Below are 22,822 nucleotides of genomic sequence, written 5' to 3' on the forward strand. Positions count from 1 at the left end.
GGTCCGAAGCACTTCGGGTCCTCCCTACGCCCCGTGCGCCTCCAGCGCCGCCCTGACCCCCGACTCCAGCGCGCCCTCGATCCACGACGGCTTGACCGAGGTGTGGTCGCCCGCGAAGAGCAGCGGGCCCTCGGCGGAGCGGATGGCGCTCAGCAGCTCCGTGTGCTGACCGGGGAGCAGGACGGACGCCTCCCCGTAGGCGTACGGATCGCGCAACCAGCTCTGGGTGCGGCCCGCGCCCGTGTAGAAGACCTCGACGCGTTGGCCGTAGACCTGCTGGAGCCCGCGCAGGGCGTGCGGGTAGCGCGCCTCGTCGTCCAGGGAGTCCCAGCGGGAGGCGTCGTCGGCCCAGCTGTAGGAGGCGAGGACGACCCCGCCGGCGCTGCCGTCGACCGGGTGGGACGGGTTGATCATGAACCGGTTGGAGTTGTCGGAGACCGAGCCGCCGCCGACGATGTGCGCCGCCTCGGGCTGGTCGCGGCCGGCCCACCGGTTGGCGGCGTAGTGCACCCGCTGCCCCGCGGTGATGTGCCCCGGCGGCACGGACGGATGCCCGCCGAGCAGACTCCCGTCGGCCGGCGCGCGGCCCGCCCGGTAGTCCTCGTACAGCCCCGGCCGGACGGCGTCGAGCTCCCGCTTCCAGTCCGCCTCGGTGAACTCCCACCAGCGGCGGCTGAACTCCAGCAGCACCTTGGTCGCGCTGTCGTAGTGCAGCTCCGCGACGGAACGCCGCTTCCGGTACGACATCAGCGGGCTGATCTGGACCTGGCGCAGCCCCGAGAACGGAACCGTGACGATCGCGAGGTCGGCGGTGAACTGCTCGCGCACCACCTTTCCGCCGCGCCCCTCGGAGACGGTGTCGATCCACACGTGCGGCCCGTCGGCCCGCACGTGCGAGGTGTGGTCGTCGCCCTGCCGGTCCGGCGCCCAGTACTCGATGTGCGTCGCGCGCCGGTCGAGCCGGATGACGTCGGAGACCTCCTTCAGCAGGGCGTCCGGGAGCTTCGCCGTGCCGCCGACCAGCTCCCAGAACTCGGTGTCCGGGCTGATGAGCGAGGCGCTGATGAAGCTGTGGATGAAGGACAACGGCAGCCGGGAGGTGAGGTTCTCCAGCGTGCCGACCAGGTCGACGGTCCGCTCGTCGAGGCCCGCCTCCTCGGTCAGGAACCGGTACATCGACCAGTCCCCGAACCGCTGCACGACCCGTGCCCAGCCCTGCACCCGCTCCGGCAGCGGCTTGTCCACCCGTTTGCCGTCGGTGCCCCGGGTGCTGAACTCGTCGCGCACCGGGTCCAGGGCCTCCCGCAGGATCGTCGCGGACGGAGTGTCCCAGTACTTCCGGGGCACCCCGAAGGACCGGTTGACCCTGCGCGGCGATTTCGCGTACGCGGAGCGGCGCATCCGGACGCCGTTGACGTGCAGCCAGGCGTTGTTGACGGGCTTGCCGTCCGCGTCGACGTCCACGAGGTGGAACCGGCGCTTGTCGACACCCAGTTGACGGATCAGGCCCATCACCAGCGGATGGCTCCCGGGGATCCGCATGGCGCCCGCCTCCGCGTACTGCGCCGGGTCGGCGAAGGCCTGCGCCGCGTGCTCGTGTCCGCCGGTACGGAACGTCTTGATACGGCCGCCGACCCGGTTGCCGTTGGCCTCCACGAGCGTCACGCGGTGCCCGGCCCGCTTCAGCAGCCAGGCGGCCACCAGCCCGGCGGGTCCGGCGCCGATCACGAGGACCTTCTTCCCGGTCCCCGTCCTGGCGCGGGGGAGTCCGCCGGCGAGGACCTTCTCGTACCGGGGCACGAGCGGCCGGTCGTGCTCGTCCACCACCAGCAGCGCGCGGGCGACCGTGAGGCAGGTCGCCCAGTCCGCGGTGGACCTGGGCGGGCAGACGGGCTGCCGGGGCAGGGCGGCGGCCGGGGTGGCGACCGTGAGTGCGGCGGCGGTCGTCGCGGTGGCCGCGCCGGCCGCGGTGAACCGTCGGCGGGAGAGCCGAGCAGGGTCTACAGAAGCGGAAGATTTGTCCATATGCCCTGGATAGGGGCAGAGCGGAGGTGGCGAGGGGCGCTCCCGTGGATCACCACCTGAACGTGTGAGCGCGCCGGTGAGGGAGTGATCCCGCAGTGCTTCCGGCGCAACTGAAAGGAGGGCGTGGGAAGTTTGCGCCGCGCGCCGGGCGTTCGGCCATCAGGTCAAGCGTCCCGGACTCTTGACTCGGTGAGCATCTGTCGCGATCCTCGTCGCACTATCTTGCGTCGGTCATGACAATCTCATGGGCAGTCGAAAGGCCCTCGTCGACCGCGCCTTCCCGCCGACCGAGGGACGTGGGCTGTGACCATGACCGGACGCCCGTACCGCAGACGCCGAGATGTCACCGTCGTCTCGCTGCTCCTTCTCGTGCTCGCCACGGTCCTCGGCCCCACCCCGAGCTCGGCGGCCGGCGCGGACTGGTGGACACCCACGGCCAGGCCGGCCCCCGACTCCCAGGTGGGTGTGACCGGCGAGCCGTTCACCGGCACCGACTCGGCGGGCGACGTGCGCGGGTTCGTCGACGCGCACAACCACCTGTTCTCCAACGAGGCCTTCGGTGGTCGGCTGATCTGCGGCAAGGTGTTCTCCGAAGCCGGGGTCGCCGACGCGCTCAAGGACTGTCCCGAGCACTACCCCGACGGCACGCTCGCGCTCTTCGACTACATCACCCACGGCGGTGACGGAAAGCACGACCCGGCCGGCTGGCCGACGTTCAAGGACTGGCCGGCCTACGACTCGATGACCCATCAGGCGAACTACTACGCCTGGGTGGAGCGGGCCTGGCGCGGCGGGCAGCGGGTGCTGGTCAACGACCTGGTCACCAACGGCATGATCTGTTCCATCTACCCGTTCAAGGACCGTAGTTGTGACGAGATGACGTCGATCCGCCTCCAGGCGAAGCTGACGTACGACCTCCAGGCCTACATCGACAAGATGTACGGCGGCACCGGCAAGGGCTGGTTCCGGATCGTCCTGGACAGCGCACAGGCGCGTGAGGTGATCAAGCAGGGCAAGCTGGCGGTCGTCCTGGGCGTCGAGACCTCCGAACCGTTCGGCTGCAAGCAGATCTTCGACATCGCGCAGTGCAGCCAGGCCGACGTCGACAAGGGGCTGGACGAGCTGTACGCGCTCGGTGTGCGCAGCATGTTCCTGTGCCACAAGTTCGACAACGCGCTGTGCGGCGTCCGCTTCGACGAGGGCGGCCTCGGCACGGCCATCAACGTCGGCCAGTTCCTGTCCACCGGCACCTTCTGGCAGACCGAGAAGTGCACGGGGCCGCAGCATGACAACCCGATCGGCACCGCCGCCTCCGAGGCGGAGGCGGACCTGCCGGCGGGCACGGAGGTCCCCTCGTACGCCGCGGACGCCCAGTGCAACACCCGCGGGCTCACCGCCCTGGGCGAGTACGCGGTGCGCGGCATGATGAAGCGCAAGATGATGCTCGAGATCGACCACATGAGCGTCAAGGCCACCGGCCAGGCGCTCGACATCTTCGAGGCCGCGAACTACCCCGGTGTGCTGTCCTCGCACAGCTGGATGGACCTGAACTGGACCGAGCGGGTCTACTCCCTCGGCGGCTTCGTCGCCCAGTACATGCACGGTTCCCAGGCGTTCGGCGCCGAGGCCGAGCGCACCGAAGCGCTGCGTGACAAGTACGGCGTCGGCTACGGCTACGGCACCGACTTCAACGGCGTCGGCGACCACCCCGCCCCGCGCGGAGCCGACGCCGCGAACAAGGTCACGTACCCCTTCAAGAGCGTCGACGGCGGCTCCGTCATCGACAGGCAGACCGTCGGCACCCGCACCTTCGACTACAACACCGACGGCGCCGCCGAGGTGGGCCTGATCCCCGACTGGATCGAGGACATCCGGCTCGTCGCCGGACAGGACGTGGTGGACGACCTCTTCCGGGGCGCCGAGTCCTACCTCGGCACCTGGGGCTCCACCGAGCAGCACCAGGCGTCGGTCAACCTCGCCAAGGGCCGTACCGCCAGCGCGAGTTCGTCCGAGTCCAACCCGTTCACCAGCTACCAGCCCGGCCGTGCCGTGGACGGCGACGACGCCAGCCGCTGGGCCGGTGACTGGAGCGACGACCAGTGGTGGCAGGTCGACCTGGGCTCCACCAACCTGGTCTCCCGCGTCACCCTCGACTGGGAGCGCGCGTACGGGAAGTCGTACCGCGTCGAACTCTCCACCGACGGCACCACCTGGACGACCGCCTGGTCCACCACCTCCGGCGACGGCGGCCTGGACACGGCCAGGTTCGCCGGCACCCCCGCCCGCTACGTCCGGGTGCACGGCCTGGACCGGGGCACGGATTGGGGATACTCGCTGTACGAGGTGGGCGTCCACAGCGCCTAGCAGGCAGCCACGGGGGGACACACATGGCACGGATGCCGTCGGCGCAACGGCGCCGGCAGCTGACGGAAGCGGCGATCAGAGCGATGGCCCGGGACGGCGTCCCCAAGACGACCACCCGGTCCATCGCCGCCGAGGCCGGGGTGTCCCTGAGCGTCTTCCACTACTGCTTCGACTCCAAGCAGGCGCTCGTCGAGTCCGTCATCACGACGCTCACCGACCACTCGGTGAGCGTCGTGAAGGACGCCCTACGGCCCAGGGCCACCCTCGAGGAGACCGTCCGGGCGGGCTTCCAGGCGTACTGGGACCACGTCCGCGCCCACCCCGACGAGCACATGCTCACCTACGAACTCACCCAGTACGCGCTGCGCGAGCCGGGATTCGAGCAACTGGCCCGGCGGCAGTACGAGATGTACGGCGACGCCTACACCGAACTCATCGAGCAGCTCCGCAGCGGCATGGACCTCCGGCTGCGCGTCCCCGTCCCCGTCCTGGCCCGCTATCTGGCCGCCATGACCGACGGTCTGACCCTCAACTACCTGGTGCTGGGCGACGCGACCGCCTGGACCGACATCCTCGACACGGTCACCGCGCACATCGCGGGTCTGGTCATGGCCGACGCCCCCGCTACGGGGTCCGGGCGATGAGCAGGGCGACGTCGTCGTGGTCGTCGGGGTGGCGCAGGCCGTACAGCAGCAGGTCGCAGAGCTCCTCCAGGGGCCGCCCGGGGTCGTCCAGGAAGCTGAGCAGGACGGCCAGGCGGTCGTCGATGGGGTGCAGGCGGGTCTCCACGAGGCCGTCCGTGTACAGGACCAGCAGATCGCCGGGGGCGAGTTCGACCGTGGTGGTCTCGAAGGGGACGCCGCCGACGCCGAGCGGGGCGCCCGGGGGCAGCTCCAGCAGCGTCGGCTCATGGCCGGGACCGGCCAGCGCGGGCGGCATGTGGCCCGCGTTGGCGATGCGGCACTGCCGGGTACGGGGGTCGTACACCGCGTACAGGCAGGTCACGATGTAGTGCTCCAGGTCGCAGGTGATCTTGTCGAGGTGCCGCAGCACGTCGCCGGGCTCGAGGTCGAGGTCCGCGTAGGCACAGGTCGCGGTGCGCAGCCGGCCCATGGTGGCGGCGGCGTCGATGCCGTTGCCCATGACGTCCCCGACGACCAGCGCGGTCTTGTCGTCGGTCAGCGGGATGACGTCGTACCAGTCGCCGCCGACCTCGCTGGTCGCCTGGGCGGGCTGGTAGCGGGAGGCCAGTTCCAGACCGGTGTGATGCGGCGCGTGGTCCGGCAGCAGACTGCGCTGGAGGGTGAGGGCGGTGTTGCGCACGCTCTGGAACCAGCGCGCGTTGTCGATGGCCACGGCGGCACGGCCGGCCAGCTCACTGGCCAGGATGACGTCGTCCTCGTCGAACGGCAGCGGGTTGCGGGTGCGCTTGAGGTCGAGGGCGCCGAGCACCTCGCCGTGGGCGATCAACGGCACCGCGAGGTACGAGTGGACCCCGGCCCGGGCCAGCAGCGCACCGGCCTCGGCGTCCCGGGCGATCCGGGGGATGTCCTGCTCGCCGACGTGCCGTACCAGGACCGGCCGGCCGGTGTGGACGCACAGGGTGACCAGGCGGTCACCCTCGTAGGCCGCGACGTCACCCGGCGGGTCGGCGGCGCGCAGCGCCGCGGTGGGGTGGGCCGCCTTCAGCGCGAGGGCGCGGAACAGCTCCGGGCCGTTGTCCGGCCGGCGCGAGCGGCGGCAGGCCAGTGCGGAGTCCAGGATGTCCACGGCGACGACGTCGGCGAGCTGCGGGACGGCGATGTCGGCCAGTTCGTGGGCGGTCCGCTCCACCTCCAGTGAGGTGCCGACCCGGGTGGAGGCCTCGGCGATGAGGGCGAGGCGCCGCCGGGCCCGGTCGGCCTCCGCGGCGGCGCGGTGCCGTTCGGTGACGTCGACGACCGAGGCGGCCGCGCCCAGCACCCGCCCGCCCGGGTCCTCCAGGCGATAGAAGGAGAGGGACCAGGCGTGCTCCTGGTCGGGGTCGGTCGGCGGACGGCCCACGTGGTACTGGTCGAGCAGCGGCGTGCCGGTGGTGAGCACCTGACGCAGCGCGGACTCGATGGTGTCGATGTCGGGCAGGAGCATCGCCTCCCTGAGCCGACGGCCGACATGCTCCTCGGCGGGGATGCCGTCGATGCGTTCGAGCGCCGGGTTGACCAGGAGGTAGCGCAGGTCCGGATCCAGGAGAGCCAGACCGATCGGCGACTGGTTGATCAGCCGTTCGCACAGTGCCAGGTCGGTCTCGACACGCTGGAGCAGATTGTGGTCGGCGGCGATGCCCAGGGCGTAGACGTCCCCGAGATCGTCCTGCAGCCGCATGTTGCGGAACTCCATCAGGCGGCTGCTGCCGTCCTTGTGCCGGATGGGGAAGGCACCGGCCCAGCTGCGGCCGGTCTCCAGCACCTCCGCGAACAGCCGCACCACGGACTGCAGGTGCTCGGGGTGGATCAACAGCCGTGCCGCGTACTGGCCGAGGGCCTCCTGCGCGGTGTAGCCGAAGAGATCCTCCGCCTGGGGGGTCCAGAACACGATGCGTCCGTCGATGTCGATGACCATCGCGGACACGCTCAGCACGTCCAGCAGACCGGTGCGCGCGGGCTGCTCGGCGTCGTACCTGTCCCCGCCCGACCGGATGGGTTCGGCTGTCATCGCGGAGCCTCCTCCTGTACCTCCATGCTGCCTCTGGTTCGGCGTGTCCGAAAACCGGGAGCCACGCCGGGCGGCGCCGGCGGCGCCGTGCGCATCGGGCGGACAAGCAGGACCATGGTCGTGTAAAGGACGGAACCCATGGATTCTGCGCGAGATGCTTTCGACGCCCCGACGCCCGCGGGACCGCGCGATCTCCTCGACGCGTCCACCGACGCGGCGGCGATCGTGTCCGCGGAAGGCGTCGTGGTCGGCTGGACACGTGGTGCGGAGGCTCTGCTCGACCGCCCGGCGTCGCAGGTCGTCGGCCACTCGGCCGCCGACCTGGTGGCGATGGACCGGGACCCGGCCCGGGTGGCCGGTGTGGCGGCGCGGTGCCGGGCCGGGATGGGGTGGAGCGGTGTCGTCTCCGTACGGCACCACGACGGCCGCTCCGTCGACGTCGACCTGCGGGTCTCCGCCTCCTTCCGGATCGGCGACGACGAGTGCTTCCTGCTCTCGGCGCGCAGGCGGAGCGAGCGGTGGACGCTGGGCCAGTCCGTCCTCGACGGGTTCCTGACCCGTTCCCCGGTCGGGATGGCGGTGATGGACCTGGAGCTGCGCTATGTGTGGCTGAACGACACGCTGGAACGGTTCGGCGGTGTGCCCCGCGAACAGCGGCTGGGGCGGCGGCTGAGCGAGCTGCTGCCCGGACTCCAGGCGGTCGCCATCGAGGGACTGATGGGCAAGGTACTGGAGACCGGGGTCCCGGTCACCGACTACGAGTACCTCGGGTGGAGCTGGGCCGACCCGCACCGCCGGCACGCCTACTCCACGTCGTTCTTTCCGCTGGTGGGTGACGACGACGCCGTCACCGGGATCTGCTACATGGTCCAGGACGTCACCGAGCGGTGGCACGCCCGTCGGCTGCTGTCGCTGGTCAACGAGGCCGGGACGCGCGTCGGCACGACCCTGGACGTGATGCGCACGGCCCAGGAGCTCGCCGACTTCGCCGTTCCCGGATTCGCGGACTTCGTCATCGTCGACCTCCTGGAGCCGGTGCTCAGCACCGAAGGCCACGGGGCGTGGCTGACCGACGCCGGGCCGGCGCCCGCGCGGCCGGTGATGCGGCGCGCCGGGATGTGCTCGGTGCGCGAGGGCTGCCCGGAGGCCGTGGCCCGGATCGGGGACCGGGTCGACTTCCTGCCGCCGCCGCACGACGCCAACCTGCTCATCGACGGCGAGCCGATCCTCATCCCCGTGCTCGACCCCTGCGACGAGCTGTGGACCACCGAACAGCCCGAACGGGCGGTGAGCATCCGCGAGTTCGGCCTGCACTCCCTCATCTCCGTGCCGATGCGGGCGCGGAACACCGCCCTGGGCCTCGCCACCTTCGTGCGGTCCCTCAACCCCGTCTCGTTCCGCTCCGACGACGTCCTGCTGGCTCGGGAGTTGGTGGCGCGGGCGGCGCTCTGCGTCGACAACGCCCGCCGCTACACCCGGGAACACACGGCGGCGGTCACCCTTCAGCGCAGTCTGCTGCCCCACGCGCTGGCGGGCGGAACGGCGCTGGAGCTGGCCTCCTCCTACCTGCCGGCGGATCCCACCGACGGGGTGGGCGGCGACTGGTTCGACGTGATCCCGCTGTCCGGGGCCCGGGTGGGACTCGTCGTCGGCGACGTGGTGGGGCACGGCATCGCCGCCGCGGCGACGATGGGACGGCTGCGCACCGCGGTACAGACCCTCGCCGACATGGAGATGCCCCCCGACGAACTCCTGGCCCACCTCGACGACCTCGTGCTCCGGCTGAGCGGGGAGCGGACCGACGACACGGGCGCCCAGCAGGGCGCCACCGCCTTCCTGGGGGCGACCTGCCTGTACGCCGTCTACGACCCGGTCACCCGACGGTGCAGGATGGCGCGGGCCGGACACCCGCCGCCCGTCGTCGTCGCCCCCGACGGGCGGGTCTCGTTCCCGGAGCCCCCGGCCGGGCCTCCGCTGGGGCTCGGCGGGATGGCGTTCGAAGCCACCGAGATCGAGCTGGCCGAGAACAGCCTGATCGGTCTCTACACCGACGGGCTCGTGGAGGGGCCCGACCGGGACATCGAGCAGGGCATGTCCCGGCTCGGCGAGGTGCTGGCCCGGTCCGACGCGGACCTGGCGACCCTGTGCACCTCGGCGGTACGACAGCTCGTGCCCGTGCCCCAGCCCGACGACATCGCCCTGCTCCTGGCGCGCACGCACGCCCTCGGCGCCGACCACGTCGTCTCCTGGGAGGTGCCGGCGGACCCGGCCGCCGTCGCCGACGTCCGGGCCCGGGCCACCCGGCAGGTGGAGGCCTGGGGACTTGGCGAGCTGGCCATGACGTCCGAGCTCATCGTGAGCGAGCTGGTCACCAACGCCGTGCTCTACGCCACACCGCCCATACGGCTACGGCTGATCCTGGACGCACGCCTGACCTGCGAGGTCTCCGACGCCAGCAGTACGGCTCCGCGGCTGAGGCATGCCCGGATCATGGACGAGGGAGGCCGCGGCCTCTTTCTGGTGGCCCAGCTCGCCCACCGGTGGGGTTCTCGGTATACGGCCGACGGAAAGATCATCTGGGCCGAGCAGGAGATTCCGTGACCCGGTCCGCGCCTCCCGCGGATCCCACCACCGACGGTCGGCCGTAAGGGCCGCGTCAAAGGCGTGGGCGCCCCCGTCAGGGATGCGTCAACGACGGTCGTTTCCGGCCACGGACGGTGTTCCCTCGATCTGTCCGTACCTCTTCCGAACCTCTCCAAGGAGTTCGCGATGGCCGATCTGGCCTTCGTCGTCACCACGGTCGCGGTCTTCGCGCTGGTGGCCCTCGTCGCCAAGGGGGTGACCGAGCTGTGACCGCCGAGAACATCGTCGGGCTCGTCGTGGCCGTCGCCCTGCTGGGCTATCTGGTCCTCGCCCTGATCTTCCCGGAGAGGTTCTGAGCGGCCATGGGTCCCGTACTCGCCGGCGTACTCCAGTTGCTGGCTCTCATAGCGGCGCTGGCGCTCGCCTACGTCCCCCTCGGCACCTACATGGCCCGGGTCTACTCCTCCGACCGGCACCGGCGCGTCGAGAAGTGGATCTACAAGGGCATCGGTGCCGACGCCGACACCCAGATGCGCTGGCCCGCCTACCTGCGCGGTGTCCTCGCCTTCTCGGCGGTCGGCGTCCTCTTCCTCTACCTGCTCCAGCGGCTCCAGGGACACCTGCCCGGCTCGCTCGGCTTCAAGGCGATCGACCCGGACCAGGCGTTCAACACCGCCGCGTCCTTCGTCACGAACACCAACTGGCAGTCGTACTACGGCGAGCAGGCCATGGGCCACGTCGTGCAGACCGCCGGTCTGGCCGTGCAGAACTTCGTCTCGGCGGCCGTCGGCATCGCCGTCGCGGTGGCGCTGGTGCGCGGCTTCGCGCGCTCCCGCACCGGTGAGCTGGGCAACTTCTGGTCGGACCTGGTGCGCGGGATCGTCCGTATCCTGCTGCCGCTCGCCCTCGTCGCCGCGATCGTGCTGGTCGCCTGCGGCGCCATCCAGAACTTCTCCGGCATCCACGAGGTCGGCCAGTTCACGGGCGGCTCGCAGCAGTGGAACGGCGGTGCGGTCGCCTCGCAGGAGGCCATCAAGGAGCTGGGCACCAACGGCGGTGGCTACTTCAACGCCAACTCCGCCCACCCCTTCGAGAACCCCACCCCGTTCACGAACATCTTCGAGATCTTCCTGCTGCTCGTGATCCCGCTCGCGCTGACCCGCACCTTCGGCATCATGGTCGGCTCCGTCAGGCAGGGTTACGCGATCCTCGCGACCATGGCCACGATCTGGGTCGGCTTCACGGCTCTGATGATGTGGACCGAGTTCGCCCACCACGGCCCCGCGCTGGAACTCGCCGGCGGGGCGTACGAGGGCAAGGAGGTCCGCTTCGGCGTCGGTTCGTCCTCGATCTTCGCGGTGGCGACCACGCTCACCTCGACCGGCGCGGTGGACTCCTTCCACTCCTCCTTCACCGGCCTGGGCGGCGGCATCACCATGCTCGGCATGATGCTGGGCGAGATCGCGCCCGGCGGTACCGGCTCCGGCCTGTACGGCATGCTGATCATGGCGGTCGTCGCGGTGTTCATCGCCGGTCTGATGGTCGGCCGGACCCCCGAGTACCTGGGCAAGAAGATCGGCACCCGCGAGATCAAGCTCGCGGCCTGCTACCTCCTCATCACCCCCGCCCTGGTGCTCGTCCTCACCGCCGCCGCGATGGCCCTGCCCACGCCGGGCGACTCCATGACCAACTCCGGCGCGCACGGCTTCTCCGAGGTCCTCTACGCCTACACCTCGGCGTCCAACAACAACGGCTCGGCCTTCGCCGGTCTGAACGCGGACACGCAGTGGTTCAACAGCAGCCTGGGCGTGGCGATGCTCCTCGGCCGCTTCCTGCCGATGGTGTTCGTGCTGGCCATGGCCGGCTCGCTCGCCGAACAGAGGCCGGTCCCGGCGACGGCGGGCACCCTGCGTACCGAAAAGCCTTTGTTCACCGGCCTGTTGGTGGGCGCGATCCTGATCATCACCGGCCTGACGTACTTCCCGGCGCTCGCGCTGGGACCGCTCGCCGAAGGGCTGGCGTCATGACTACCGACGTAACGGAGCAAGAGGACCCGATGTCCACAGCCGTCCCCACGCGGGCGCCCCACCGGGATGTGCCGACCGGTCACCAGGACCAGGGCCGCGTCGGTGCGGGCCTGTTCGACCCCGGGCAACTCGTCAGGTCCCTGCCGGAGGCCGTCCGCAAGCTCGATCCGCGGGTGATGGTCAAGTCGCCCGTGATGTTCGTGGTGTGGATCGGCTCCCTGCTCACCACCGTCTTCTCCGTCAAGGACCCGGGCGACTGGTTCGGCTGGACCATCAGCGCCTGGCTGTGGCTGACCGTCGTCTTCGCCAACCTGGCGGAAGCGGTCGCCGAGGGCCGGGGCAAGGCGCAGGCCGACACCCTGCGCAAGGCCAAGACCGACACCGTCGCCCGGAGGCTGGTGGGTGATCGCGAGGAGCAGGTGCCCGGCACCGCACTGCGCATCGGCGACCTCGTCGTCTGCGAGGCCGACGACATCATCCCGGGTGACGGTGACGTCGTCGAGGGTGTCGCGAGCGTCGACGAGTCGGCGATCACCGGTGAGTCGGCCCCGGTCATCCGGGAGTCCGGCGGTGACCGCAGCGCTGTCACCGGCGGCACGAAGGTCCTCTCCGACCGGATCGTCGTCAGGATCACGACGAAGCCCGGCGAGACCTTCATCGACCGGATGATCGCCCTGGTCGAGGGCGCGGCCCGGCAGAAGACGCCCAACGAGATCGCGCTGAACATCCTGCTCGCCTCGCTCACGATCGCCTTCCTGCTGGCGGTGGCGACGCTGCCGCCCTTCGCGGACTACGCGGGCACGCATCTGACGATGGTCGTGCTGGTGGCGCTGCTGGTCTGCCTCATCCCCACCACGATCGGCGCGCTGCTGTCGGCGATCGGCATCGCGGGTATGGACCGGCTGGTGCAGAGGAACGTGCTGGCCATGTCGGGGCGTGCGGTCGAGGCCGCGGGTGACGTGTCGACCCTGCTGCTCGACAAGACCGGCACCATCACTCTGGGCAACCGTCAGGCGTCGGAGATGGTGCCGGTGACCGGCACCAGCGAGGCCGAACTGGCGGACGCCGCCCAGCTGTCGTCGCTGGCCGACGAGACGCCGGAGGGCCGCTCCATCGTCGTCCTGGCGAAGGAGAAGTACGGACTGAGGGAGCGGCACCAGGGCGAGCTGTCCGGCGCCGGGTGGATCGCCTTCACCGCACAGACCCGGATGTCGGGCGTGGACGTCGACGGGCGGAGGATCCGCAAGGGCGCGGCCGGTTCGGTCGTCGCCTGGGTCCGGGAGCAGGGTGGTGAAGTCGCGCAGGACGCTTCGGAGTTGACCGACCGGATCTCCGAGGCGGGCGGTACCCCGCTGCTGGTCGCGGTCGAGGACGCCGAGGGTGCCCGCGTGCTGGGCGTCATCCACCTCAAGGACGTCGTCAAGGACGGCATGCGTGAGCGGTTCGACGAACTGCGCCGGATGGGCATCAAGACCGTCATGATCACGGGCGACAACCCGCTCACGGCGAAGGCGATCGCCGAGGAGGCCGGTGTCGACGACTTCCTCGCGGAGGCCACTCCCGAGGACAAGATGGCGCTCATCAAGCGGGAGCAGGCAGGCGGCAAGCTCGTCGCGATGACCGGCGACGGCACCAACGACGCCCCGGCTCTCGCCCAGGCCGATGTCGGAGTGGCGATGAACACGGGTACGTCGGCCGCGAAGGAGGCCGGCAACATGGTCGACCTCGACTCCAACCCGACCAAGCTCATCGAGATCGTCGAGATCGGCAAGCAACTCCTCATCACCCGGGGCGCGTTGACGACGTTCTCCATCGCCAACGACGTCGCGAAGTACTTCGCGATCATCCCGGCGCTGTTCGCGGCGGTCTACCCGGGCCTGGACAAGCTCAACATCATGGGCCTGACCTCCCCGGACTCCGCGATCCTGTCCGCCGTCGTCTTCAACGCGCTGATCATCATCGCCCTGGTCCCGCTGTCCCTGCGGGGCGTGCGCTACCGGCCGGTGAGCGCGGACAGGATGCTGCGGCGCAATCTGACGATCTACGGCCTCGGCGGCCTGATCGCGCCCTTCGTCGGCATCAAGCTCATCGACCTGCTCATCTCCCTCATCCCCGGGATCGGCTGAACGCCATGACCAACTCCCTGACCAACACCGCCCGGTTGCTCGGGGCGGGGCTGCGCGCCCTGCTCGTGCTGACCCTGGTGACCGGCGTCATCTACCCGCTGGTCGTCACCGGCGTCGCCCAGGGGATCTTCCCCGGGAAGGCGAACGGCTCGGAGATCGAGGCGGACGGCAAGGTCGTCGGCTCATCGCTGATCGGGCAGTCGTACAACCTGCCGCTGAAGGAAGGACAGGAGACCCCGGAGCCCGACCTGAAGTGGTTCCAGGGCCGGCCGGCCAACGGCCTCGGCAGCAACAGCGTCAACACCCAGTACAAGCTGATCCTGTCCGGCGCGACGAACCGCTCCGCCGACAACAAGGACCTGATCGACTGGGTGACCGCCGCCAAGGCGGCCGTCGTCAAGGACAACTCGACCGCCGACTACAAGGTCCGCTCCCGCGACGTGCCCGCCGACGCCGTCACGTCCTCGGGATCCGGCCTGGACCCGGACATCTCCCCGCGGTACGCGGACATCCAGGTCCATCGGATCGCCGAGCGGAACGGTCTGTCCGTCGCCCGGGTCCAGCGGCTGGTCGACGAGCACACGGACGGCCGCACCCTCGGCTTCCTCGGCGAACCCCGGGTGAACGTACTGGAGCTCAACATCGCACTCAAGGGCCTTGTGGCCAAGGGCTGACGGCGGCACGCGACGCGTGGGGGAGTCGGCGGATCCGGGAGTGAAACCGGGTCCGCCGACTCCGGCTCGCGCGCGGCCGGTGGTGCGCTGACCTGCCGTATGTCATCTGCCGTATGCCGTCGGCACCTCGGCGGTCAGGAGAGCCAGTCGGTGTAGTGCGTGGGGGCGATGCGGGCGTCGCCCGGTGGGTGAGGACGTCACCGTCGACCGCGGCGAACATGCCGACGCTGTCGTCGGTGACGACGGTCCGCGCGTCGCTCTTGGCGGCGAGGGTGAGCCGGCCGAGTTCGTCGAGGGGGTACCGGTCGGGGCCCGCGATGTCGAGGACACCGTTCAGCGGTGCGCCCGCGGCCGTCTCGGCGACGAAGCGGGCCACGTCCGCGGCTGGGCCCGGCCGACTCCTGAGACCGCGGCGACCCGCGCCCCGCCGGTCGGGCGCGCGGGAAGACCGTCAGCCGGCGGTGCGGGGCACCCGTCGGTGGCCGGCGAGGCCGAGAGCGACCGCCCCGACGGACCCGGCGAGCGCGAGTACGCCCAGTGCTCCTGTCAGGCTGCCGACGGCCGAGGTCAGCGCGAGGACCACGAGTGGGCAGATGAACTGGCCGATGAAGAAGGAACCCGTCCACAGGCCGGTGCCTCGGCCGCGGTCGGCGTAGTCGAGCTTGGACAGGGCGAGGGTGAGCAGGCTCGGCAGCATGATGCCGCCGCCGAAGCAGTTGATCATGGCGCCGACGGTCAGGACGAGGGGGCCGGGGGCGAGCCAGATCACGGCGAAGCCGAGCGCGCACAGGGCGAAGACGACGGGCAGCCAGGCGTCCGGGGCGCGGCCGAGCCGGGTGAAGACGACCGCGCCGATCACGGTCGCGAGGCTGGAGGCGGCGATGGCGAGCCCGATCATGCCGGGGTCGGTCACGCCCATGTCGTCGAGGAGGAAGGCCATCTCCACCTGGACGGTGTAGAAGAGGACGGCGCCGAAGACGGTGAGCGCGCATGTCCCGGCCAGCGGCCGCCACGGGAAGGAGCGCCCGGCCGGCTCCGGGAGTGCGGCAGGGGAGGGAGCGGTGGTCGTGCCGGCGGGCGCGACGGGGGAGGGGGTGGTGGTGTTGCCGGTCGGCCGGGGGCGGGGCAGGAAGGCGGCCATGGCGGGGGCGAGGAGCAGGCTGACCGCGTAGGCCCAGAACGGTGTGCGCCAGCCGGCCGATCCCGCCGCGCCGCCCAGGACGAAGAAGGCCGTCGCGGAGATCGAGGCGCACATCGTCTGCAGGGCCAGGTAGCGGTCGCGTTGCCGGCCGGAGTAGTAGTCGCCGATCAGCGTGGTGCAGCAGGTCATGATGGCGGCTTCGACGACGCCGACGAGGGCGCGGCCGGCGACGATGGCGCCGAGGGAGTCCAGCCACAGCGGAGAGGTGCCGACGACGGCGTAGAGCGCGGTGGCGATCACGAGGAGGCGCTTACGGCCGAGCCGGTCGACGACGATGCCGGCGAAGGGCGCCAGCAGGGCCAGCGAAAGGGCCGGGATCGTCAGGGCCATGGGGACCAGCGCCTCGACGCCGGGTGTGCCGGCGAAGTGGTCCCGCATCCGCGGCAGGACGGGAGCGATGAGCACGGCGCCCAGGATGGGCAGACAGCTGCCGGCCATCAGCAGCGTGAGGCGAAGCCGGTGGCCGGCTCCGGACACGGGCTGCTCGGAGGGTGCGTCCTCGACGGCGGCGAGCGGCGGGGACGGCAACGGGGGCACGGGTGCGGGCATGCGGGAACTCCACCTGGCGTAGCGGGAGGGGGACGGGGCGCGGCTGTCTCGGTGAGGCCGCCCGGCGGGGCAGATCCGGAACAGCACATGGCCGATCCGGAAACGCCGAGCGGATCCGGAACACCGGGCCGATCCGGAACAGCACATGGCGGAACCGAGACTCGCGGTGGATCCGGAGCGCTCGGCGGGGCCGGAGTGTGGGGGCACCGATGATCGCCGTGGCGTCGCGAAGGTCGGGCTCACCGGGGCCTGCGCCGTCCCGGCGACGGTGAGTGGGGCGGCTCCGGCGCCGGGTTGAGACGACTATGAGGTACCGCGCGGGACCTGCCTAGCCCCCGGCCGATCGAGATCGAAGATGTGGATCATTCATGCCCTGGATGCGGTCGATGCGGCCCGGGGGTCGGACGCGAGCGCGCTCAGCTCCGCTCCCACGCGGGCCGCGGTGTCGCGCAGCCACATGTGCGCCGCGTCGTGGGTGTGGACCGGGTGCCACCACAGGGCTTCCTGGAGGGGGACGACCTCGTACGGCGCCGCCATGACGCGTACGGCGGCCACCCCGCGCAGCTGCTCGGCCAGGCGCTGCTGCACCAGGGCGATCCGGCGGGTGCCGGCCACCAGGAACGGCAGCACCTGGAAGCTGTCCACGGAGACCTCGACGCGCGGTTCGATGCCGAGCATGCTCAACTGGCGGGCGGCGGGGGCGTCGTAGGTGCGCTGATAGGTGACCCAGGGCAGGCGTGCCAGGTCGTCCATGGTCAGCCGGTCGCCGACCTCGTCGTTGGTCTCGGCGACGAGAAAGGCCCAGCCGTCGGTGAACAGTTCGACGGCGGGGAAGCCGCTGATGACGCCGTGCGGCATCAGCAGTCCGTCGGCCGTGCTGAGCAGGGTCGCCGTCTCCTCCGTCACGTCGGTCGGAGGCCGCTGGAAGCGCAGCCGCACCCCGGGAGCCTCGGCGTGCACGGTCCGGGCGAGCTCGGCACCGAACACGGTGACGGCGTAGTCGGAGGAGAGCAGCGTGAACTCGTGCTCCTCGCTGCCGGGCACGAACTCGGCCCTGCTGCTGAACACCCTTTCCAGCAGGTCACAGGCGGTGGCGGTGCGGTCGAGCAGCGCCCGCCCGAGGGCCGTGAGCTCGTACTGGCCGCCGACGCGGGAGAGCAGCTCGTCGTCGAAGTGGCGGCGCAGACGGGCCAGGGCCGCGCTCATCGCGGGCTGGCTGAGCCCGATGCGCTGCCCGGCCCGGGTGACGTTGCGTTCCTCCAGCAGCGCCCGCAGGGACAGGACGAGGTTGAGATCGAGGCCGGACAGGTACACAGCGCCTCCACACCGAGGCCGCGCCGGGGCGGCGTTATTCATGCCATGGATGATCGATATCCAAAGAATCGATTTCCCAGATTACGGGAGGTGGGGCCAGATTAGTCGCATCGCAATCAGGAGGACATGTCAGTGAAACCCGCAGCCCCTTCCGCGTCCTTCTCCGGACCCTTCGCCCTCGGCACCCTCTCCGCCCCTGACCAGGCGTCTTTCCCCGGCCTCGTGGTCCCCGAAGGGCGGGTGCTGGACCTGCGTACCGCCTTCCACGACCCTGCCCTGACGACCCGGCGGCTCTTCGAGCGCTGGGACGAGGTGCTGCCGCGCCTGGACGCCCTCGCGGCGGACGACACCGACGCACCCACCGACACCGCCGACGCCTGGCAGCCGCTCGACGGACTGCGGGTGCACGCTCCGGTCGAGCCCCGCCAGGTCTTCCAGTCCGGCGCCAACTACCGGCAGCACGTGATCGACCTGGAGGTCGCCCACCGCGCGCCCGACGACCCACGCAGCCCGGAAGAGGCCCGGGCGGAGATCGCCGAAGTCATGGACCGACGGGCGGCGGAGGACCTGCCGTACGTGTTCATCGGTCTGCCGAGCGCGATCACCGGTCCCTACGACGACGTCGTCCTGCCCTCCTGGGCCGAACAGCCGGACTGGGAGCTGGAGTTGGCGGTCGTCGTCGGCAGGCCGGCCTACCGGGTGCCCGTGTCGGAGGCCCTCGCGCACGTCGCCGGGTACACGATCGCCAACGACCTCACCGACCGTGCCACCGTCTTCCGCCGGGACATGAAGGCCATCGGCACGGACTGGCTGCGCAGCAAGAACGCGCCCGGTTTCACCCCGCTCGGCCCCTGGATCGTGCCGGCCGCGTCGATCGCCGATCCGGGCGATCTGCGGGTCACCCTGAAGCTGAACGGCCAGACCATGCAGGACGAGTCCACCAAGGACATGCTCTTCGGTATCGCCCGGCTGGTGTCGTACGCCTCGCAGACCTCCCGACTCCTGCCCGGCGACCTGGTGCTGACGGGCTCACCGGCCGGCAACGGCATGCACTGGGGACGCCTGCTGCGCGACGGCGACGTCATGGACGGCTCGATCACCGGGCTCGGCTCCCAGCGCACCCGCTGTATCGCGCAGGGGGCGCCGTGAGCCCGGACCGCCACGACCCCGAGGGTGCGATCGCCGAAGCAGCCAAGTCATATTCCAACTGGGGGCGTTGGGGCGAACGCGATGTGCTGGGCACCCTGAACTTCCTCGACGAGGCGAAGCGCCGCGAAGGCGCCGCACTGGTCCGCAGGGGAGTCAGCTTCTCGCTCGCGCAGTCCTTCGACATGAACGGCCCGCAGAAGGGCTGGCGGCGGCGCACCAACCCGGTGCACACCATGCTCGACACCGGCACCGACGCCGCCCTCGGCAACCAGGGCTTCCCGCACGGCATCGGCGGCGCCGACGACGTGATCGCGATGCCGCTCCAGTGCTCCACCCAGTGGGACGGGCTCGGCCACATCTTCGACCACGGCAAGGCGTGGAACGGCCGGCCGGCCGAGCAGGTCGTCACCTCGGACGGTGATCTCGTCACCGGCATCGAGCACATGGCGCCGTACGTCGCGGGACGCGGGGTTCTTTTGGATGTCGGCCGAGTCATCGGAGAAGGTGGGGGCACCTCCCGCTCGAGCGGAGCCGAGAGCGGGGGAGAGTTGCCCGACGGGTTCGCGATCACCGAGGAGCACCTCACCGCGACCGCCGCCGCGCACGGCGTGGCGGTCGGCCGCGGGGACATCGTCGTCGTGCGGACCGGACGGCTGGCCCGTGCCCGGCGCGAGGGCTGGGGCGACTACGCGGGCGGCGACTCGCCCGGACTGTCCTTCACCACGGCCGGCTGGCTGCACCGCACCGAGATCGCCGCGATCGCCACCGACACCTGGGGCTTCGAGGTACGGCCGAACGAGTTCGAGGCCGCCTTCCAGCCCCTGCACCAGGTCGCCATCCCCAACATGGGCCTGCTCATCGGGGAGATGTGGGACCTCGACGCGCTCGCCGCCGACTGCGCGGCGGACGGCCGGTACGCGTTCTGGCTCACCGCCGCGCCCCTGCCCATCACCGGAGCCGTCGGCTCACCCGTCAACCCGGTCGCGGTCAAGTAGCCCGCGTGACAAGGGAGCTTCCCATGACCACACCCCGCACGGTCCTCGTCATCGGCGGCGGCGCCGCAGGCAACGCCGTGACCGTCCTGCTGCGGCGCGCCGGCCTCGCCGTCGACCTGATCGAGGCCAGATCCGACTGGAACGCCACGACCGGCTCCGGCATCACCCTCCAGGGCAACGCCCTGCGCGTACTGCGCGAGATCGGCGTCCAGGACGAGGTCGAATCCGCCGGCTGGGCCTTCGGCTCGCTGGGCGTCGTCGCCCCCGACGGCACCCTCCTCCATGAGGCCGAGGACATCCTGACCGGTGGCGAAGACCTGCCCGCCACCCTGGGCATGCAGCGGCCCCGGCTTCAGCAGATCCTCATCGACGCCGTCCGCGCCAGTGGCGCCGGCGTCCGCCTCGGCACCACCGCCGAGACCCTGGACCAGGACGCCGAAGGCGTCTCGGTGCGCTTCAGTGACGGCTCCACCGCCCGGTACGACCTGGTGATCGCCGCCGACGGACTCAACTCCGCGACCCGGGCCGCCATCGGCATCACGGCGAAACCCGAGCCGACCGGCATGGCCATCTGGCGCACCACCGCCCCGCGCCCCGCGGGCCTGGTGCGCACCGACCTGGCCTACGGCGGCCCGGCGTACATCGCCGGCTACTGCCCGACCAGCGAGCACACCCTCTACGCCTACGTCGTCGAGGCGTGCCGAGACCGCGCCGCCATCGACCCGGCCTCCTACGCCGACGAGATGCGCAGGCTCACGCGGGGATACGGCGGCCACTGGGCCGAGATCACCCCGCACATCACGGACCCGGCGAACGTCAACTACACCTGGTTCGACCGACTGCTGGTCGAGGGCTCCTGGCACCGCGGCCGGGTGGTGCTCGTCGGCGACGCCGCGCACTGCTGCCCGCCCACCCTCGCGCAGGGCGCGGCCATGTCACTGGAGGACGCCTCCGTCCTCGCCGAACTCCTCACCGCCGGCCGGGAATGGGACGGCACACTGCTCCAGGAGTACTACGAGCGCCGCATCCCCCGGGTGCGGGCGGTCGTCGAGGCGTCCGTGCTGCTCGGGCAGTGGCAACTGGACGGTGTCCGGGACGCCGACGTCCCCGGTCTGATCGGCCGGACGATGACGATGCTCAAGGAACTGCCGTGACCACCCGCCCGACGCCGACCGTCGACGTGCACGCCCACGTCCTGCTCCCCGAGGTCGACGCCCTCGTCGCCGGCCTCCCCGGACTCACCGCGGCCAGGGAGCTGGACGCCCGGCGCAACGGCCCCGCCTCGCTGGCCGTCAGCGGCCCCATGGTCCGTGAGCGCGTCCCGCGGCTGACCGATGTCACCGTACGGCTGGCCGCCATGGACGCGCAGGGCGTGGACGTGCAACTGGTCAGTCCGTCGCCCTCGCACTACCACTCCTGGGCGGACGAGGAGACCTCCGAGAAGCTGTACCGGCTCGCGGGCGAGGCGACCGCCGCGCACTGCGCCCGGGCGCCCGACCGACTGAAGGGGCTCGGACTCGCTCCGCTCCAGCACCCGGACCTGGCCGTACGCGCCCTCGAACACGCCCTGGAACAAGGTCTGTCGGGAGTGGAGATCTCCTCCCACGCCCCGGGCCGGGAACTGTCCGACCCTGCGTACGAGCCCTTCTGGGCGCGGGCCGAGGAGACCGGCGCGATCCTCTTCCTGCACCCCTTCGGCTGCACGCTCGACGAGCGCCTGGACCGCTGGTACCTGTCCAACACGGTGGGCCAGCCCACCGAGAACGCCGTCGCCCTGTCCCACCTGATCTTCTCCGGGGTGCTGGACCGGCACCCCGGGCTGACACTGATCGCCGCACACGGCGGCGGCTATCTGCCCACCCACATCGGCCGCTCCGACCACGCCTGGTCGGCGCGCGCCGACGCGGGAGCCGGCTGCGCCCACCTGCCCAGCAGCTACCTCAGGCGGCTGTACTTCGACTCACTGGTCCACGACCCGCACGTCCTGCGGGAGTTGGTCCGCGCCGTCGGCGCCGACCGCGTCCTCCTCGGCTCGGACTTCCCCTTCGACATGGGCACCGAGGACCCCGTCGGCGCGCTGCGCGCGGCCCGGCTGCCCGACGCCGACTTCCACGCCGTACGAGGCGGCAACGCCGCCGCCCTCCTCCGGAAGGACTGACCCCCATGCGTCTGCTCACCCACCTGCGGCACGTCGACCTCGCCGTGCCCGACTACGACAGGCAACTCGACTTCTATGCCGGTGTCTGGGGCCTGACCAAGGTCGCCGAGGACTCCGGGATCTCCTTCCTGGCCGCCGAGGGCAGTCCCGAGAATTACGTCGTCCGGCTGCGCAAGGCCGACGAGAAGCGCCTCGACCTGGTCTCCTACGGCTCCGCGTCCGCCGCCGACGTCGACACGCTCGCGGAACAACTGCTGGCCGGCGGAGTTCGGTTGGTCTCACGGCCGGGCAAGGTCGACACCCCGGGCGGCGGCTACGGCTTCCGCTTCTTCGACGTCGACGGCCGCACCGTCGAGGTCTCGGCGGACGTCGAGACCCGGCAGCACCGCAAGATCGAGGAGAAGGAGGCCATCCCGGTCAAGCTCTCGCACGTCGTCCTCAACTCCCCCGACCTGAACGTCACCCGGGAGTGGTACGAGCGCCACCTGGGCTTCCGGCTCTCCGACACCCTCATGCATCCCCGGATGGGTGAGGCCATGCACTTCATGCGGATCAGCAACCAGCACCACTCCATGGCGATCGCCAAGGGCCCGCACACCTCCCTGCACCACGTCTCCTTCGAGATGCGCGGTATCGACGAGTACCTGCGCGGCTCCGGCCGGGTGATCCGCTCGGGCGCCCGCAAGCTCTGGGGCCCGGGGCGGCACACGGCCGGCGACAACACCTTCACCTACTTCCTCGACCCGCAGGGCAACACCGTCGAGTACACGACGGAGCTGGAACTGCTGGACGAGGACACCTGGCACCCGCACGTCTACGACTTCTCCCAGCCCGAGATCGCCGACCAGTGGGGCACCGCCAACCCCATGAACGAACTCGTCGCCAAAGAGTCGTTCAACGACGTAGACCGCGGCGTGTTCATCGCCCCGCCGGTCTGACCCCCCCCGTTCCCGAGCCACACCCCGA

The 22,822-nt window shown here is 71.0% G+C and carries 17 protein-coding genes and 1 pseudogene; 13 read left to right on the forward strand and 5 right to left on the reverse strand.

What is annotated here, in order from left to right:
• Window positions 1-24: 24 nt before the first annotated feature.
• Window positions 25-2,025 carry an FAD-dependent oxidoreductase gene (locus tag OHU34_RS36335; RefSeq protein WP_200840030.1) on the reverse strand — a complete coding sequence of 667 codons (2,001 nt, stop codon included), beginning with the start codon at window positions 2,023-2,025 and terminating at the stop codon, window positions 25-27.
• Between the two features lie 309 nt (window positions 2,026-2,334).
• Here OHU34_RS36335 and OHU34_RS36340 point away from each other — a divergent pair, with 309 nt between their 5' ends.
• Window positions 2,335-4,389 carry a discoidin domain-containing protein gene (locus tag OHU34_RS36340; protein WP_405770295.1) on the forward strand — a complete coding sequence of 685 codons (2,055 nt, stop codon included), beginning with the start codon at window positions 2,335-2,337 and terminating at the stop codon, window positions 4,387-4,389.
• Between the two features lie 23 nt (window positions 4,390-4,412).
• The gene (locus OHU34_RS36345; protein ID WP_142269116.1) at window positions 4,413-5,033 is read left to right on the forward strand and encodes a TetR/AcrR family transcriptional regulator; all 621 of its coding nucleotides are present in this window, start codon (window positions 4,413-4,415) and stop codon (window positions 5,031-5,033) included.
• Here the strand turns inward: OHU34_RS36345 and OHU34_RS36350 are convergent.
• Window positions 5,014-7,080 (reverse strand): SpoIIE family protein phosphatase, encoded by a 2,067-nt coding sequence (locus tag OHU34_RS36350; protein ID WP_142269115.1) that lies wholly within the window; start codon window positions 7,078-7,080, stop codon window positions 5,014-5,016. The genes OHU34_RS36345 and OHU34_RS36350 overlap by 20 nt on opposite strands.
• Before the next feature lie 138 nt (window positions 7,081-7,218).
• Between OHU34_RS36350 and OHU34_RS36355 the strand changes: the two genes are divergently transcribed.
• From OHU34_RS36355 to OHU34_RS36380, 6 genes are all read left to right on the forward strand, one after another.
• Entirely contained in the window at window positions 7,219-9,681 is a 2,463-nt protein-coding gene (locus OHU34_RS36355; protein WP_405770298.1) for a SpoIIE family protein phosphatase, read from the forward strand.
• Window positions 9,682-9,744: 63 nt separating this feature from the next.
• Window positions 9,745-9,933 carry a hypothetical protein gene (locus OHU34_RS36360; protein ID WP_142269113.1) on the forward strand — a complete coding sequence of 63 codons (189 nt, stop codon included), beginning with the start codon at window positions 9,745-9,747 and terminating at the stop codon, window positions 9,931-9,933.
• A complete protein-coding gene (gene kdpF / locus OHU34_RS36365; RefSeq protein WP_016434100.1) occupies window positions 9,930-10,019 on the forward strand; it encodes a K(+)-transporting ATPase subunit F in 90 nt (29 codons plus the stop codon). The genes OHU34_RS36360 and kdpF overlap by 4 nt, the downstream gene beginning before the upstream one ends.
• A gap of 6 nt (window positions 10,020-10,025) precedes the next feature.
• Window positions 10,026-11,690, forward strand: a complete 1,665-nt coding sequence (gene kdpA / locus OHU34_RS36370) for a potassium-transporting ATPase subunit KdpA (RefSeq protein WP_142269112.1) — start codon at window positions 10,026-10,028, stop codon at window positions 11,688-11,690.
• A 29-nt stretch (window positions 11,691-11,719) separates the two neighbouring features.
• Window positions 11,720-13,816, forward strand: coding sequence for a potassium-transporting ATPase subunit KdpB (kdpB, locus tag OHU34_RS36375; RefSeq protein WP_405772485.1), 2,097 nt, complete (start codon window positions 11,720-11,722; stop codon window positions 13,814-13,816).
• A 5-nt stretch (window positions 13,817-13,821) separates the two neighbouring features.
• Window positions 13,822-14,490 carry a potassium-transporting ATPase subunit C gene (locus OHU34_RS36380; RefSeq protein WP_405770302.1) on the forward strand — a complete coding sequence of 223 codons (669 nt, stop codon included), beginning with the start codon at window positions 13,822-13,824 and terminating at the stop codon, window positions 14,488-14,490.
• A gap of 134 nt (window positions 14,491-14,624) precedes the next feature.
• Here OHU34_RS36380 and OHU34_RS36385 read toward each other — a convergent pair.
• From OHU34_RS36385 to OHU34_RS36395, 3 genes and pseudogenes are all read right to left on the reverse strand, one after another.
• Window positions 14,625-14,887, reverse strand: a pseudogene (locus OHU34_RS36385) (LysR family transcriptional regulator); the annotation flags it as partial.
• A gap of 54 nt (window positions 14,888-14,941) precedes the next feature.
• Entirely contained in the window at window positions 14,942-16,240 is a 1,299-nt protein-coding gene (locus OHU34_RS36390) for an MFS transporter (protein WP_405770305.1), read from the reverse strand.
• Between the two features lie 366 nt (window positions 16,241-16,606).
• Window positions 16,607-17,554, reverse strand: a complete 948-nt coding sequence (locus OHU34_RS36395) for a LysR family transcriptional regulator (RefSeq protein ID WP_142269109.1) — start codon at window positions 17,552-17,554, stop codon at window positions 16,607-16,609.
• Window positions 17,555-17,680: 126 nt separating this feature from the next.
• On the opposite strand from OHU34_RS36395, the gene OHU34_RS36400 reads away from it, so the two are divergent.
• The 5 genes from OHU34_RS36400 to OHU34_RS36420 are packed head-to-tail and all read left to right on the forward strand — an operon-like array spanning window position 17,681 to window position 22,794.
• A complete protein-coding gene (locus OHU34_RS36400; RefSeq protein ID WP_142269108.1) occupies window positions 17,681-18,703 on the forward strand; it encodes a fumarylacetoacetate hydrolase family protein in 1,023 nt (340 codons plus the stop codon).
• Entirely contained in the window at window positions 18,700-19,698 is a 999-nt protein-coding gene (locus OHU34_RS36405) for a cyclase family protein (RefSeq protein ID WP_230196584.1), read from the forward strand. The genes OHU34_RS36400 and OHU34_RS36405 overlap by 4 nt, the downstream gene beginning before the upstream one ends.
• 23 nt (window positions 19,699-19,721) lie before the next feature.
• Entirely contained in the window at window positions 19,722-20,852 is a 1,131-nt protein-coding gene (locus OHU34_RS36410) for an FAD-dependent oxidoreductase (protein ID WP_405770309.1), read from the forward strand.
• Window positions 20,849-21,856 (forward strand): amidohydrolase family protein, encoded by a 1,008-nt coding sequence (locus tag OHU34_RS36415; RefSeq protein WP_405770311.1) that lies wholly within the window; start codon window positions 20,849-20,851, stop codon window positions 21,854-21,856. Before OHU34_RS36410 ends, OHU34_RS36415 begins: the two co-directional genes overlap by 4 nt.
• A 5-nt stretch (window positions 21,857-21,861) precedes the next feature.
• Window positions 21,862-22,794 (forward strand): VOC family protein, encoded by a 933-nt coding sequence (locus tag OHU34_RS36420; protein WP_142269104.1) that lies wholly within the window; start codon window positions 21,862-21,864, stop codon window positions 22,792-22,794.
• The last annotated feature ends 28 nt before the right edge of the window (window positions 22,795-22,822 follow it).

The sequence above is a fragment of the Streptomyces sp. NBC_00080 genome, assembly GCF_045041255.1.
Lineage (GTDB): Bacteria > Actinomycetota > Actinomycetes > Streptomycetales > Streptomycetaceae > Streptomyces > Streptomyces coriariae.

What these genes read in the sequence shown, in the direction of transcription:
- OHU34_RS36380 (WP_405770302.1), top strand. Translation starts at nt 13,822, where the DNA reads ATGACCAACTCCCTGACCAACACCGCCCGGTTGCTCGGGGCGGGGCTG.
- OHU34_RS36345 (WP_142269116.1), top strand. Translation starts at nt 4,413, where the DNA reads ATGGCACGGATGCCGTCGGCGCAACGGCGCCGGCAGCTGACGGAAGCG.
- OHU34_RS36335 (WP_200840030.1), bottom strand. Translation starts at nt 2,025, where the DNA reads ATGGACAAATCTTCCGCTTCTGTAGACCCTGCTCGGCTCTCCCGCCGA.
- OHU34_RS36400 (WP_142269108.1), top strand. Translation starts at nt 17,681, where the DNA reads ATGTCAGTGAAACCCGCAGCCCCTTCCGCGTCCTTCTCCGGACCCTTC.
- kdpB (WP_405772485.1), top strand. Translation starts at nt 11,720, where the DNA reads ATGTCCACAGCCGTCCCCACGCGGGCGCCCCACCGGGATGTGCCGACC.
- OHU34_RS36420 (WP_142269104.1), top strand. Translation starts at nt 21,862, where the DNA reads ATGCGTCTGCTCACCCACCTGCGGCACGTCGACCTCGCCGTGCCCGAC.
- kdpA (WP_142269112.1), top strand. Translation starts at nt 10,026, where the DNA reads ATGGGTCCCGTACTCGCCGGCGTACTCCAGTTGCTGGCTCTCATAGCG.
- OHU34_RS36350 (WP_142269115.1), bottom strand. Translation starts at nt 7,080, where the DNA reads ATGACAGCCGAACCCATCCGGTCGGGCGGGGACAGGTACGACGCCGAG.
- OHU34_RS36410 (WP_405770309.1), top strand. Translation starts at nt 19,722, where the DNA reads ATGACCACACCCCGCACGGTCCTCGTCATCGGCGGCGGCGCCGCAGGC.
- OHU34_RS36355 (WP_405770298.1), top strand. Translation starts at nt 7,219, where the DNA reads ATGGATTCTGCGCGAGATGCTTTCGACGCCCCGACGCCCGCGGGACCG.
- OHU34_RS36390 (WP_405770305.1), bottom strand. Translation starts at nt 16,240, where the DNA reads ATGCCCGCACCCGTGCCCCCGTTGCCGTCCCCGCCGCTCGCCGCCGTC.
- OHU34_RS36340 (WP_405770295.1), top strand. Translation starts at nt 2,335, where the DNA reads ATGACCGGACGCCCGTACCGCAGACGCCGAGATGTCACCGTCGTCTCG.